Annotated in this window: 12 protein-coding genes; 8 read left to right on the top strand and 4 right to left on the bottom strand. The window is 65.3% G+C overall.

Annotated features, from left to right (window positions below; all coding sequences use genetic code 11):
• Window position 1 precedes the first annotated feature (1 nt).
• Complete coding sequence (cyoA, locus tag ACW4E8_RS04640) at window positions 2-994, bottom strand: ubiquinol oxidase subunit II (RefSeq protein WP_456803436.1); 993 nt, start codon at window positions 992-994, stop codon at window positions 2-4.
• Window positions 995-1,161: 167 nt separating this feature from the next.
• Between cyoA and ACW4E8_RS04635 the strand changes: the two genes are divergently transcribed.
• Complete coding sequence (locus ACW4E8_RS04635) at window positions 1,162-2,556, top strand: aminotransferase-like domain-containing protein (RefSeq protein WP_456803776.1); 1,395 nt, start codon at window positions 1,162-1,164, stop codon at window positions 2,554-2,556.
• A gap of 21 nt (window positions 2,557-2,577) precedes the next feature.
• On the opposite strand, the gene ACW4E8_RS04630 is transcribed toward ACW4E8_RS04635, so the two are convergent.
• Window positions 2,578-3,507, bottom strand: a complete 930-nt coding sequence (locus tag ACW4E8_RS04630; protein ID WP_456803435.1) for a LysR substrate-binding domain-containing protein — start codon at window positions 3,505-3,507, stop codon at window positions 2,578-2,580.
• Window positions 3,508-3,674: 167 nt separating this feature from the next.
• Between ACW4E8_RS04630 and ACW4E8_RS04625 the strand changes: the two genes are divergently transcribed.
• The 3 genes from ACW4E8_RS04625 (at window position 3,675) to ACW4E8_RS04615 (ending at window position 6,621) form a co-directional block, all read left to right on the top strand.
• Window positions 3,675-4,667, top strand: coding sequence for a Bug family tripartite tricarboxylate transporter substrate binding protein (locus tag ACW4E8_RS04625; protein ID WP_456803434.1), 993 nt, complete (start codon window positions 3,675-3,677; stop codon window positions 4,665-4,667).
• Window positions 4,668-4,712: 45 nt separating this feature from the next.
• Window positions 4,713-5,924: an aminotransferase-like domain-containing protein gene (locus ACW4E8_RS04620; RefSeq protein WP_456803433.1), complete on the top strand. Its 1,212-nt coding sequence runs from the start codon at window positions 4,713-4,715 to the stop codon at window positions 5,922-5,924.
• A 91-nt stretch (window positions 5,925-6,015) separates the two neighbouring features.
• A complete protein-coding gene (locus tag ACW4E8_RS04615; RefSeq protein WP_456803432.1) occupies window positions 6,016-6,621 on the top strand; it encodes a glutathione S-transferase family protein in 606 nt (201 codons plus the stop codon).
• Window positions 6,622-6,642: 21 nt separating this feature from the next.
• On the opposite strand, the gene ACW4E8_RS04610 is transcribed toward ACW4E8_RS04615, so the two are convergent.
• Window positions 6,643-7,611 (bottom strand): Bug family tripartite tricarboxylate transporter substrate binding protein, encoded by a 969-nt coding sequence (locus ACW4E8_RS04610; RefSeq protein WP_456803431.1) that lies wholly within the window; start codon window positions 7,609-7,611, stop codon window positions 6,643-6,645.
• Window positions 7,612-7,643: 32 nt separating this feature from the next.
• Entirely contained in the window at window positions 7,644-9,143 is a 1,500-nt protein-coding gene (gene argH / locus ACW4E8_RS04605) for an argininosuccinate lyase (RefSeq protein WP_456803430.1), read from the bottom strand.
• A gap of 116 nt (window positions 9,144-9,259) precedes the next feature.
• Between argH and ACW4E8_RS04600 the strand changes: the two genes are divergently transcribed.
• From ACW4E8_RS04600 to ACW4E8_RS04585, 4 genes are all read left to right on the top strand, one after another.
• Window positions 9,260-10,138, top strand: a complete 879-nt coding sequence (locus tag ACW4E8_RS04600; RefSeq protein ID WP_456803429.1) for a LysR substrate-binding domain-containing protein — start codon at window positions 9,260-9,262, stop codon at window positions 10,136-10,138.
• A gap of 186 nt (window positions 10,139-10,324) precedes the next feature.
• The gene (locus tag ACW4E8_RS04595; protein ID WP_456803428.1) at window positions 10,325-10,816 is read left to right on the top strand and encodes a VOC family protein; all 492 of its coding nucleotides are present in this window, start codon (window positions 10,325-10,327) and stop codon (window positions 10,814-10,816) included.
• 89 nt (window positions 10,817-10,905) lie between these two features.
• Complete coding sequence (locus ACW4E8_RS04590; RefSeq protein ID WP_456803427.1) at window positions 10,906-11,160, top strand: RNA-binding protein; 255 nt, start codon at window positions 10,906-10,908, stop codon at window positions 11,158-11,160.
• A gap of 98 nt (window positions 11,161-11,258) precedes the next feature.
• A complete protein-coding gene (locus ACW4E8_RS04585) occupies window positions 11,259-13,625 on the top strand; it encodes a DNA polymerase II (protein ID WP_456803426.1) in 2,367 nt (788 codons plus the stop codon).
• Window positions 13,626-13,644: the final 19 nt, after the last annotated feature.

Genomic DNA, 13,644 nt, shown 5'->3' with positions numbered 1-13,644 from the left:
CTTATTGCTCCATGCGGCCAGCGGGCGCCGACGGGACGCGCTGGAAGGCCTGCAGAGATTCCGGGGTGTCCGCGCGGCAGATCTGGCCGTTTGCCAGCATGTATTTGTCGACGACCTGGTCGAACAGCTTCGGCGCGACGGCGGCGTACAGCGTCACGGGGTCCTTGCTGCTGGGCAGTTCAAGCGTGCGATAGGTCTTCAGGTCGAGCGCCTGGGACGAAGCGCGGGCAGCCTGGATCCAGGCATCGAACTCCTCGCGCGAGGTGGCCAGGGTCTTGAAATGCATGTCCGAGAAGCCCGGGCCGCTGTAGGCGGCGGACTGGCCGAGATAGACGCCCGGCGTGTCGGCGATCAGGTGCAGGCGTGTCTGCATCCCCGCCATGGCGTAGACCATGCTGCCGAGCTGCGGGATGAAGAACGAGTTCATCATCGATTCCGCGGTCAGCCGGAAATTGACCGGCGTGCCGACCGGGATCGCAAGCTGGTTCAGCGACGCGACGCCGTATTCCGGATAAATGAACAGCCATTTCCAGTTCAGGGCGATCACATCGACCTGGATCGGCTTGACCTGCGATTCCAGGGGCCGATAGGGATCGAGCTTGTGCGTCGAGTCCCAGATCAGCACCGCCAGGCAGGCCACGATCACGCAGGGGATGCCCCAGACCACGACCTCGATCTTGGTGGAGTGCGCCCATTTGGGGGCATAGGGGGCGCTCGTATTGGTCTCACGGTAGCGCCACGCGAACCACAGCGTCAGGACGATCACGGGAATGACGACCATCAGCATGACGAACAGGGAGATCAGGATCAGTGACTTTTCCTGTTCCCCAATGCTGCCCTTGGGATTGAGCAGTTCCAGGTTGCAGCCGCTCAGCAGCGCGCTCAGGCAGGCGGACAGCAACAGGGTGGGGAACCGGCGGTTCGGGCCGGGGGACGGGCGGGGGAGCGGGCCTTGTCGATTCTTGTCTGCCGGCCCGGCAATAGGTTTGAGCATTTCGGACACCTTGGTTACGGATCACCGAAGGCACCCGGCCACGCGCTCCGATTCAAGTGCTGGCTCAGCCCCGCGCGGGCGTGGTTTGTATGGATTCCCTCGGTGATGTCTGGCATGCTAATGCAAGACAAAACCCATACATCGAAGAAATCTACCGGATGAAATCCATGCAAGAAACCGATGTCCGCGCCGAGGTCAGTGCCAAATGGGATCTGGAGATCACAACGGGTGGCGGTGCGCGCTACTTGCAGATCGTGGACTTTATCGAGCGGGCGATCGGCGAAGGCCGGCTGGTAGCCGGCGACCGCGTGCCGCCGCAGCGCAGCCTGGCCAAGACCCTCCGCGTGGACCTGACCACCGTGACGCGTGCCTACAACGAGGCCAAGCGGCGGCATCTGATCGATGCCCGCGGGGCCCTCGGCACCTTCATTGCCGCGCCGCGGGCGGAGTTGGCGCGGGTGATCGACATGAGCATGAACGTGCCGCCGCCACCGGCGGGGCTGGATTTCCAGGACCTGTTGCGGCGCGGCCTGTCGCAGGTGCTGCTGCATAGCGACCCGCACCTGCTGATGACCTACCAGCTCGGCGGCGGCAGTGCTGCCGACCGGTCGGCCGGAACCCTCTGGCTCGCGCAGATATTCGGGCAGGTCGCTACTGCGCGGCTCGTGGTGTGCCCGGGAGCCCAGGCAGCCTTGTCCGCCGTGATCCTGGCCCGGACCCGGCCGGGCGATGCGATCGTGAGCGAGCCGCTGGCCTACCCCGGCATTCGCGCCGCCGCGGCACAACTCGGGCGGCGTGTGATCATCGCGCCGGTCGATGCCGACGGGATGCTCCCCGACGCCCTCGAAGCGGCCCGCGCCGACGGTGCAACGCTGGCCTACCTCAATCCGACAGCCCAGAATCCCACTACGCACACCATGCCGGCCTCACGCAGGGAGGCGATTGCCAGGGCCGCGGCGCACTGTGATGTCACCTTGCTGGAGGATGATCCCTACTGGCTGCTGACGCCGTCAGCGCCGCCGCCGCTGTCCAGCTTCGCTCCCGACCGCACGTACTACGTCTCGACCCTGTCCAAGACGCTCAGTCCGGGGCTGCGTACCGCCTATGTCATGCTGCCCGAGGGCAGGCGCGGCGACGATCTGCTGGCATCGCTGCGGGCCTTCGCCCTGATGGCGGCACCGATGACCGCCGCCCTGGCGACACAATGGATCCACGATGGCTCGGCCATGCAGTTGCTTGACGGCATCAGGACCGAAGCGTTGGCCAGATGTGCGCTGGCAAGCCGATGGCTGAGCGGGATCGGCCAGCTCCCACCCAGCGCCATCCACGCATGGCATCGTTTGCCGGAGCACTGGTCGGTGCAGCAGCTCACCCGGGCCGCGCTGGCGGAGGACCTGCGCGTCACGCCGTCTGACGCCTTCTGGGAGGGGCCCGACGCGCCGAATGCTATCCGCATCTCGCTCGGTGGCGTGGAGGACCGCGCGCAGTTATCGGCTGCGCTGCGCAGGCTGGCGGCATTGCTGGAACGCCTGCCGACGCCCGGTCTGGAAATGGTGGTGTGAGTTGCGGCGTGGGTCGGCTGGCTACTTGCCCGCATCGTCCACAGGCGCAGACTGCCTTGTCGCAAACTCGCCCGCGGCTTCCAGCAGCCACTCGCGTAGCCGCTGCATCGCCTCGCTCATCGGCCGCGTATCCGGCGAGACCAGGTGATACGCGCTCGTGGAGCGCTGCGAATGGGCGACGGGCATTACCAGTTGGCGGTTTGCCAGATATTCCCCGACGAGGAAGCGCGGCACGAGACCAACGCCCAGCCCGGTGCGTGCGGCGGCGATGACCATGGAATGGTGGTCGAAGCGTGCACCGCGCATGGCGTTGACGTCGTCGATGCCGGCCGCTTCCATCCATTGCTTCCAGCCGAGAATGCGTGTGGCGAGGTGCAGCAGCGGCGACAGGGCGATGTCATGCGGGCTGATCCGCTTTCTGCCTTCGAAGAAGTCCGGATGGCAGACCGCCACCGATTCTTCGTCGAACATCCGGTCGGCATGCGCGCCGGGATAGACGGCCTCGCCAAAGTGAATCGCCGCGTCGTAGGGCGTGCCGTCGAACAGGAAGATGTCTGACTGCGCGCTGATATTGACGACGATCCCCGGATGGCGCGCATAGAAGGCCGGTAGCCGCGGTATCAGCCACTCGACCGCCAGCGTGGGCACGCAGGCCAGCTCGACGGTGCCGCCCGCGCCCTCGTGCGCCATCAGGTCGAGCGTGTCGCGCTGCAGCTTGCGCAGCAACTCCCGCACCTGTCCGCTGTAGAGCGTGCCGGCCGCCGTCAGCGTGATGCGCTGGTTGGCGCGGTGGAACAGCTGCACGCCCAGCAGCCCTTCCAGCGACGCAATCTGGCGCGACACTGCGCTCTCGGTGATAAACAGGTCCGCCGCCGCGCGGCGCAGGTTCAGGTGCAGCGCGGCCGCCTCGAAGGCGCGCAGGCTGGACAGGCTGGGGAGTCGTTGCCGCATCGGGGGAAAGGCTCAGTTGATGACTTTAGATCATCATCCTATACGGAAATCTCGCTTGAAAGCTTGGAGTTGATGAGAAATGATTCGCTCCTTGCGTTGCCGGCCCTTCTCGGCATCGTCATAACGACAACCTAATAACGACAACCATCAGGTAGACAGGAGACTGCATGAAACACTTGTTCAGCGCGCTCGCCGCCGGCACCCTTGCATTCGGCGCGACCATGCCCGGCATCGCCGGCGCGCAAGAGTTCCCGGCCAAGCCGGTGCGCATCATCGTGCCGTACCCGCCGGGCGGCACCACTGACATGGTGGCCCGGCTGATCGGTGAGCAACTTGCCACGCAATGGAAGCAGTCGGTGGTGGTCGACAACCGCCCTGGCGCGGGCGGCATCGTCGGCACCGGCATGGCCGCCAAGTCAACGGCGGACGGCTACACCTTGCTGATGGGCTCGGTGGGCGAGTTCGGCATCAACCCGACCTTGTACAAGAAGCTGCCCTATGACGCCGACACCGACTTCGCGCCGGTCGCGATGGTGGCGCGCGTACCCAACGTGGTGGTGCTGTCGCCGGCGTTTGCGGAACGCGCCCGCGTGCAGACGCTGCCCGAGTTCATCGCCTACCTGAAAGCCAACCCGAAGCGCGTGAACATGGCGTCGGCCGGAAACGGCACGTCCACGCACCTTGCGGGCGAGCTGTTCCAGCGCATGACAGGCACGGAGATGAGCCACGTCGCCTACAAGGGCAGCAGCCCGGCCATCGCCGACCTGATGGGCGGTAGCGTCGACGTGATGTTCGACAACCTGCCGGCGTCGCTGCCGTTTATCCGCTCGGGCAAGCTCAAGCCGCTGGCCGTGACCACGCCCGCGCGCTCGTCGGCGCTTCCGAATGTGCCGACGGTTGCCGCCGCTGGCCCCGTCCCCGGCTTCGATGCAAGCCCATGGTTCGGCCTGCTTGCGCCGCGCGGGGTGCCCACCGCGGTGGCGCAGAAAATCAGCCAGGACCTGACGCGCGTGCTCAGCGAGCCAGGCGTGCAGGCAAGAATGCGCGAACTGGGTGCGGAACCGGCGCCCAGCTCGCCGGAGGCGTTTGCCGACGTGTTGAAGAAGGACCGCCAGAAGTGGGGCGAGATCGTTCGCCTGTCCGGTGCTTCGGTGGACTGAAGCACGCCAGCCCTTTCCCTTGTCCAACACGCGCTGCATCCGCTCATGATTTCCGACGCCGCTTATCCCTTCGTCCCCGCGCTGCGCGACCCGGCCGGCTCGCCGATCCGGGAACTGTTCAAGTACCTGGCCGACCCCGAGATGATCTCGTTCGCCGGCGGCTATCCGTCCGCCGCGCTGTTCGATGTCGACGGCATTGGCGCAGCGTCGGCGACGGTGCTGCGCGAGCGGCCTGCCGAATGCCTGCAGTACGGCGCCACCGAAGGCGCGCCGGCGCTGCGCCATGCCCTGGCGTCGTTGATGGGCGGGCGCGGCGCGCCTGTGACCCAGGACGAACTGCTCGTGACCAGCGGCTCGCAGCAGGGCTTCGACTTCCTCGTGCGTGCGCTGGTCGAGCCCGGCAGCGTGGTGCTGGTCGAGGAGCCGACCTATTCCGCGACGCTGCAGGCATTGCGGCTGGCCGGCGCCGACATACGCGGCGTGCCGTCTGATCACGACGGCATGGACGTGGCTGCACTCGAAGCCATGCTGGCCGACCCATCGTTGCGCCCCCGGCTGATCTATACGGTGCCAACCTTCGCCAACCCCTCCGGTGCAACGCTGTCGTCCGCTCGCCGGCTGCAGCTGCTGAAGCTGGTAGCGCGGCACCGCGTGGTGCTGGTCGAGGACGATCCCTACGGGGCGCTTAGCTTCGATGGCGCACCGCCGCCTTCGCTGCTGGCGCTTTGCGCGTCGGTACCGGAGGCGCGGCCGTGGCTCGTGCATCTGGCCAGCTTGTCGAAGACGCTGGCCCCCGGCCTGAGAGTCGGCTGGATGGTCGCCGCGCCCGAGATCGTGCGCCGCGCGGTGATTGCCAAGCAGGTATCCGACCTGTGCACGCCGCCATGGATCCAGCTGGCCGCGGCGCAGTATCTGGAAGCGGGCCGGCTGCCGGCACAGGTCGCGCGGGAAGTCGCGGCTTATCGTGACAAGCGCGACCAGCTGGCGGCAGCGCTGCGCCAGGCCTTTGGTGACCGCATCCGCTTCGCATCGCCGGCGGGAGGGATGTTCCTTTGGGCCGCGCTGGATGGCATCGACGATGCTGCCGAACTACTGCCGCACGCGATCGCGGAAAAGGTGCTGTTCGTCCCGGGTGCCGGATTCTATGTGGAGCGGCGCCAGCGCGCCGCATTCCGGCTGTCGTTCGCGAGCACGAACCTGACGCAGATCGGGGAGGGCGTCGCACGGCTCGCGCGGGCGGTTGCGCGGGCCGGATGAGGGCATCCACAACGGAAGCAGTTTGTGGCAGCCGGCGGATGCTATCCTGCTGCGGTCGAAACAATACGGCCGAACGCGGCAGGAGGACGGTATGACCATGACGCTCTACTACAACCCCCAAAGCCGCGCCTCGGTGGCGCGCTGGATGCTGGAGGAGGTCGGGGCTGACTACAAGCTGCAGCACATCGATTTCAGCAGGGGGGAGAGTCGCTCGCCAGAGTTCCTGGCGATCAATCCGATGGGGAAGATTCCAACGCTGGTCTTGCATGACGGCACGGTCCTGACCGAGAACGGCGCGATCATCGCCTGGCTGGCGGATGCCTTTCCGCAGGCCGGGTTGATGCCGCCTGCAGGCTCGTCCGCGCGCGGCACGGTGCTGCGGTGGCTGTTCTTCTGCGGCAGTTGCTTCGAACCCGCGCTGACTGACCGGATGATGCGCAAAGATGCGTCGCTGCCGAAGCAGGCGGTCGGCTGGGGCGACTATGACGATGTCATCGAAGCCATCGAGCAAGCCCTGACTCCCGGCCCCTTCGTGCTCGGCGCGACCTTCAGCGCGGCGGACATCTATCTCGGTGCCTCGCTGGCATGGGCGGGGCGATTCGGTGCGCCGCGCATCAGCGAAAGCCCGTGCATCCAGGACTACGTCAAGCGGATCACTGCGCGCGACGCGTTCGTACGCGCGGCGGAAGCCCAGTGAGACGCGACAGATCCCGCGGCCTCAGTCCAGCGAAATGTTCGCCTTCCTGATCACCTCGGCCCAGCGCTGGGTCTCGAAGCGCACCAGCTTGGCATAGTCGGCACTGGCGCCGGGCAGCGGGATCGCACCCTGGGCAGCGAGACTCTCGGCAGTCGACTTCTCTTTCGCGATCTTGTTGATCTCGAGCGAAAGCTTGTCGATCACAGCCTTGGGCGTTCCCGCGGGCGCCAGCACGCCGGACCAGGAGTCGACCACGAAGTCAGGGACGCCAGCCTCCGCCATGGTCGGCACGTCCGGCAGCGAAGCCGCCCGTCGCGCGCTCGCGACCGCGAGGGCGCGCATCTTCCCGCTCTGGATGTGCGGCAAGACGTTAGGCAAGTTCACGAACATCAGGTCGATCTGCCCCGACAGGAGGTCGACTGTCGCAGGGCCCGCGCCCTTGAACGGAACATGCTCGAAACTGGTGCCGGTCTTGTGCTGGAAGAGTTCGCCGACCATTTGATTGACGCTGCCGTTGCCGGCGGAACCCATGAACAGTGTCTTGCCGCCCGATCTGGAATAGGCGATGAACTCCTTGACGGTTTTCGCCGGCACCTTGTTCGAGACCACGAGCACGTTTGGCACGGCCGCGAACAGCGCCACCTGGACAAAGTCCTTGTTCGCGTCGTAGGGCAGATTCTTGTAGATGAGCGGGTGGATGGACTGGTGGCTCGATGACGCGAGCAGGAGCGTATAGCCGTCAGCCGGCGACTTGGCGACCACGTCCGCCCCCAGCGTGCCGCCCGCGCCGGGCTTGTTTTCCACAATGACCTGCTGGCCCAGGGTCTCCGATAGACGTTGTGCCAGCACACGACCAATGAGGTTCACGGTGCCTCCCGCCGCGAACGGGACTATGAGGCGGATCGGCTTGTCCGGGTACGCGGCGGAGGCGCCAGGGGCAACGCAAGCAGCGGTAAGCGCCGCAATCAGGAACTTGGCGATGAGCTTCATGGTTCGTTGGCGATAGAAGGATGGTTGGTGGATCAGGCGGCTGCCAATGCGGCGATGTCACGCTTCATCCGATCGCGCGCTGCATCGAGGCGCGCTCGCGTGGACTTCACCGAAGCCAGCACGGTGTCAACGTGGCCGCGTTGCCGCCGGATGGCGAGGGTGACCTCCGACGGCGCCGGACCGCCGTTGCCGCGCGCGTTGACGCTCTCGACGGGATCCAGGTACTGCCGCAACTTGCGCTCTGGCCATTCGATTGCCCGCCCGATCACGTCCACCGCGGCACGGTCCAGCATGGCGCTGGTCAGCTCGCCTGCGGATTGGCCGGAATCGAGTGCCAAGCGCACCAGTCCGCCCACAACGTGGTGAGCGTCCCGGAACGACAGTCCTGCCTCGGCCACAAGCCCATCGGCCAGGTCCGTCGCGACGGAAAAGTCGAGGCTGACGCGCTGCAGCATGTTCGGCAGCTTCGGCTCCACGCTGCCGAGGATCAGCTCGAACAGGGACAGGCAGCGCGCGGTTTCCTCGCTGCACTCCCAGAAGCTGCGGATGCTCTCCCGGCTGCTGTCACCGGTGTGCGTGAAGTGCGTTCCCTTGACGGTAACCAGGGACGTCGTCAACAGGCCAACGATATGGGCGCTCTTGCCACGCAAGTACTCCAGCACTGCGGGATTCTTCTTCTGCGGCATGATGCTCGAGGTGCTTGCCACCCGGTCGGGGAAGGCAAGGAGGCCGAACTCGGGCGTGGACCACACGTAGAAGTCCTGCGCGACCCGGCCCCACGTCAGCGCTATGATGGCCATGGCGGACATCGCCTCCCAGGCGAAGTCGCGCGACGCCACCGCATCCAGCGTGTTGTGCACCAGCGAGCCGAAGCCAAGCCCGTCCGCCGTGACTTGCCTGTCGATCGGGAAACGCGTGCCGGCCAGCGCTCCTGCGCCCAGCGGCATGGCGTCGATCCTTGGCAATGCCGCATGGAGCCGGTCCATGTCCCGGCCCAGGGCCTCGGACACGGCGCTCAGGTAGAAGCCGAAGGTGATCGGCTGCGCAGGCTGCAGGTGCGTGTATCCCGGCATGACGGCATCGGCGAATTCGCTGGCGCGCTGCAGCGCCACCTTGCGCAGCCTGCCCAGCGCCTCAATGGTGTCGAGAACGATGGTGCGGGCGCGCATCCGGTCAATGGTGGCCGCAATGTCGTTCCGGCTGCGCGCCATGTGCAGCCGCCCGCCGATGTCCCGGCTGGTCACCGTCATCAGCCTGGCTTCGTAGTTGAAATAAGGGTCTTCCTTGGCGGGATCGAGGGTCACCGCGCCGGGGCCTTCGTTTTCCATCTGCTGCAGGCCGCTGGCCAGCTTCCTGGCGATCTCCGGTGACACCAGGCCGGTCTTGTGCAGCATCAGCAGGTGTGCCTGGTTCACCTCGGTGAGGTAGGCGAATTGCCTGGTGAAGTCACGCGCAAGGCGCGGACCGTAAATGTGCTCGCAGATTTCTTGTGCAAGCGGCTCCTTGAGCCGGCGGCTGACTTTCGATTCCATGATTTCCGATACGTTCTGTGGTGAATTGAGTATCGGAGGCCGCTGGCATACCGGTCAAATGACAGTTTTGGCCATCGGCATGCATTTTTGATATGGGCAGCTGTACCATTGCGGGCATGAACTTCAAGCAGATCGAGACCTTCCGGGCCGTCATGCTGACTGGCTCCATGACAGTCGCAGCGCAGCAGCTGCACACGTCCCAGCCAAACGTGAGCCGCGTCATCGGCAAGCTCGAAGCGGAGCTCGGCTTCGAGCTGTTCGACAGGCTGCCCGGACGTGTCGTGGCGACCAAAGGGGCCGAGGCGCTGTTCAAGGAAGTGGAGCGCGCTTTCGTAGGGCTGGACAGCCTGGGCGAATCGGCGCGGGCCATCCGCGACGCCGGCGTCGGAACGCTGCGTGTGGCGGCTGCCGCGTCGATATCGCTGAGCGTGCTCCCCTTGGCGGTCCGGATGTTCAGCGAAAAGTACCCCTTGGTCCGCATTGTCCTCGACACCAGCGAGTCCCACGTCATCGCCAACTGGATCGCCACCCAGCACTGCGACATCGGTTTCGTCTCCAACATTGCCGATAAGCCGGGGGTCGTGGCGTCCGTCATACACACCGAAAGCGCGGTTTGTGTCGTGCCGGCGCGCCACCCGCTGGCGAGGAAGAAGCGGCTCGTTCCGGAGGACCTGACCGGCGAGCGGTTCATTTCCCTGCCCAGCGGCAGCATGTCAAGGCGCGCAATCGATGCCGCTTTCAGCGACGGGGCCCGGATCATGGCGCTCGAAACTCCCTTCGCGGCGACGATCTGCAGGATGGTCAGCGAAGGTCTGGGGGTAAGCCTGGTGAATCCCATCGTCAGCCGGACGATGAAGTTCCCGGGCGTCGTGGCAATCCCGTTCAAGCCGGAAATCCCGTTCAGGAGCTACATGCTGCGCGCGAAGCTGGCGCCACGCGACACGCACGTCAATGACTTTGTCTCCTGCATGCGAGCCGCCTTCAAGTCCATGTGACAGAGGCCGCTGGCGGCTCCTCAGTCCACCCTTTGCGCAGCCTGCGCCCGCCACCGGAATGTGAGACATTGGAGTCCCGGCAACGGCATCCGGTGCATCCGCCAGACCAAGGCCAAGCGATGCGGACGATCGACGTTGTCTCGACGGTGGCGGATTCCCGGTGCTCAACTTTCCAGGAGACACATCATGCAAAGCAAGAACACAATCTGCTTGTGGTACGACCGCGACGCCCTTGATGCCGCAAACTTCTATGCGGAAACATTTCCCGACAGCGCTGTCGGCGCCATCCTCCGTGCGCCGGGCGACTATCCCGACGGCAAGCAGGGCGATGTCCTGACGGTCGAATTTACCGTCGCCGGCATTCCCTGCCTCGGCCTGAACGGCGGCCCGCATTTCAAGCACAACGAGGCTTTCTCTTTTCAGATTGCGACGGATGACCAGGCCGAAACCGACCACTTGTGGAATGCGATCGTCGGCAATGGCGGCCAGGAAAGCGAATGCGGCTGGTGCAAGGACCGGTGGGGACTGTCCTGGCAGATCACCCCGCGCGCGCTCAGCGCGGCGATAAGCGACCCCGACCGTGCGGCGGCCAAGCGCGCATTCGACGCCATGATGACGATGAAAAAAATCGACATCGCCGCGATAGAAGCGGCACGGCAGGGCAGAAGCCCATCCTAGAATTAATAGAGAGTGCCTCAGTGCTAACCTCAATGGGCTGGGGCTGGGCGCCCGGTCCGACGCTTCTCCATCGACTGGGAGAGAGAATCATGAGTCGTTTGCTGCTCGGCAACATCGAACCCGGCACCTCGGACGAGGAAATCGCAGCCTTCCTGGAAAAGTACGGGTTTCCTCCGTTCGACAACCTCGAGCACGAGGAAGGCGATGGCTCGCACCCTGCCGTGCTGCTGACCTATGGCAACCTCGACCCCATGGTGCTGGGCAAGTTGCAGGAGCGCATCCACCATATGTATTGGAAGAAGCGCGAATTGACCGCCTCTATCCTGCATGACCGCTTTGCGTGAGCCGAGGACGCCACAGGAATGGCTGACTCCGCTCACGCGCAATGACCGCCCCGGCTCCGCTAAAATCGGCCACAAGTCATTTTTCCATTGCTTTCAACGTGGCACTTCAGCAGGGTTTCATCCTGACCCGACATTGGCGCGATACGCCGGCCGGCACCGAAGTCGAGTTCTGGCTGGCGACCGATGATGGGCCGCGCCGCCTGCACCTGTCCTGTCAGCCATCAGTCGCGTTTATCCCCGAGTCGCAGCGTGAGCGTGCCGAGGCGTTGCTGTGCCGCGAGCGCGATGTCGAGTTGCGCCCGCTCAAGCTCCAGGATTTCCAGCGCCGGCCCTTACTGGGCCTGTACTGCCGCCAGCATCGGCAACTGATCCAGCTCGGCCGCTCCCTGCGCGACGCCGGTGTGGATATCTACGAAGCCGATATCCGCCCGCCGGAGCGCTACCTGATGGAGCGCTTCATCACCGCCCCGGTCTGGTTCGACGGTGGGCCGGACCCCAGCGGCGCGCTGCGCAATGCCCAGATGAAGCCGTCGGTGGACTACCGGCCCAAGCTGCGCCTGGTCTCGCTCGATATCGAAACCAACGCGTTCGGCGAACTCTATTCGATTGCGCTCGAAGGCTGCGGTCAGCGCCAGGTCTACATGCTGGGCGCGGCGCCGCAAAAGCCCGCCGACGTCGGTTTCTCGCTCGAATACTGCGCCACACGGCCCGAGTTGCTGGAGCAGTTGAACCAGTGGCTGGCCGATCACGATCCCGACGCGATCATCGGCTGGAATCTGGTCCAGTTCGACCTGCGCGTGTTGCACGAGCATGCGCGCAAGTTCCAGATCCCGCTGCGCCTCGGCCGCGGCGGTGCCGAGATGGAATGGCGCGAGCACAACGCCCAGCAGCACTATTTCGCCAGCGCCCCAGGCCGGTTGATCATCGACGGCATCGAGGCGCTGCGTTCCGCCACGTGGAGCTTCCCGTCGTTCAGCCTGGAATCGGTGGCGCAGACGCTGCTCGGCGAGGGCAAGGCGGTCGACAACCCGTACGACCGCATGGACGCCATCGACCGCATGTTCGAGCAGGACAAGCCGGCGCTGGCCCGCTATAACCTGCGCGATTGCGAACTGGTGACGCGGATCTTCGAAAAGACGGAGCTGTTGCCGTTCCTGCTGGAGCGCGCCACGGTCACGGGCCTGCCGGCCGACCGGAGCGGCGGCTCGGTCGCCGCCTTCACGCATCTCTACATGCCGCTGATGCACCGCCAGGGGTATGTCGCGCCCAACCTCGGCGAGAAGGCACCCGAGGCCAGCCCTGGCGGCTTCGTCATGGACTCGCGGCCGGGGCTCTATGAATCGGTGCTTGTGCTGGACTACAAGAGCCTCTACCCGTCGATCATCCGCACCTTCCTGATCGACCCGATCGGGCTGGTCGAAGGCCTGGCGCATCCGGACGATGCCGATTCGGTGCCTGGCTTCCGCGGTGCGCGGTTTTCCCGAACGAAGCACTGCCTGCCGGCGATCGTCGCCAGGGTCTGGCAAGGCCGCGAGGCCGCCAAGCGTGAGCGGAACAAGCCGCTCTCCCAGGCGCTCAAGATCATCATGAACGCGTTCTACGGCGTGCTCGGGTCCAGCGGTTGCCGGTTCTTCGATGCGCGGCTGGCGTCGTCGATCACCATGCGCGGGCACGAGATCATGCGACAGACCCGCGCGCTGATCGAGGCCCGCGGCTATGAGGTGATCTATGGCGACACGGATTCCACATTCGTCTGGCTGCGCCGCGCGCGAACGGAAGCCGATGCCAACCAGATTGGCCGCAGCCTCGTCGCCTACGTCAACGACTGGTGGCGCGACCACCTCTGGCAGACCTATGGACTGGAAAGCGCGCTGGAACTCCAGTTCGAAACGCACTTCCGGCGCTTCCTGATGCCGACCATCCGCGGCACGGACCTTGGCAGCAAGAAGCGCTATGCCGGCCAGGTGGAACGGCCTGACGGGAAGGTCGAGATGGTGTTCAAGGGGCTTGAGACGGTGCGCACGGACTGGTCGCCGCTCGCCCAGCGTTTCCAGCAGACCCTCTACGAAAAAATCTTCAACCGCGAGCCGTACGCAGATTATGTGCGGGACATCGTGCATCGCACCCTGGCCGGCGAGCTCGACGAGCAACTGGTCTTTCGCAAGCGGCTGCGCCGCAAGCTCGATGATTACCAGCGCAACGTGCCGCCACATGTCCGGGCTGCCCGTATCGCCGATGCCTATAACGAGCGCCAGGGGCGTCCGCGCCAGTATCAGCAGGGTGGCTGGATCAGTTATGTGATGACCGTTTCAGGGCCGGAGCCGCTTGAGACCCGGTCGGCGCCGATCGACTATGGCCACTACGTCAACAAGCAGTTGCAGCCGATCGCCGATGCGATCTTGCCGTTCCTGGACGACGATTTCGAGACGCTGTTGGCTGGCCAGATGTCGCTGTTCCCGCAATAGCTCGGGCACCGAGTGTGCC

The sequence above is a fragment of the Cupriavidus sp. CP313 genome (genome assembly GCF_054072015.1).
This window is presented reverse-complemented; position numbering and strand designations above follow the sequence as displayed.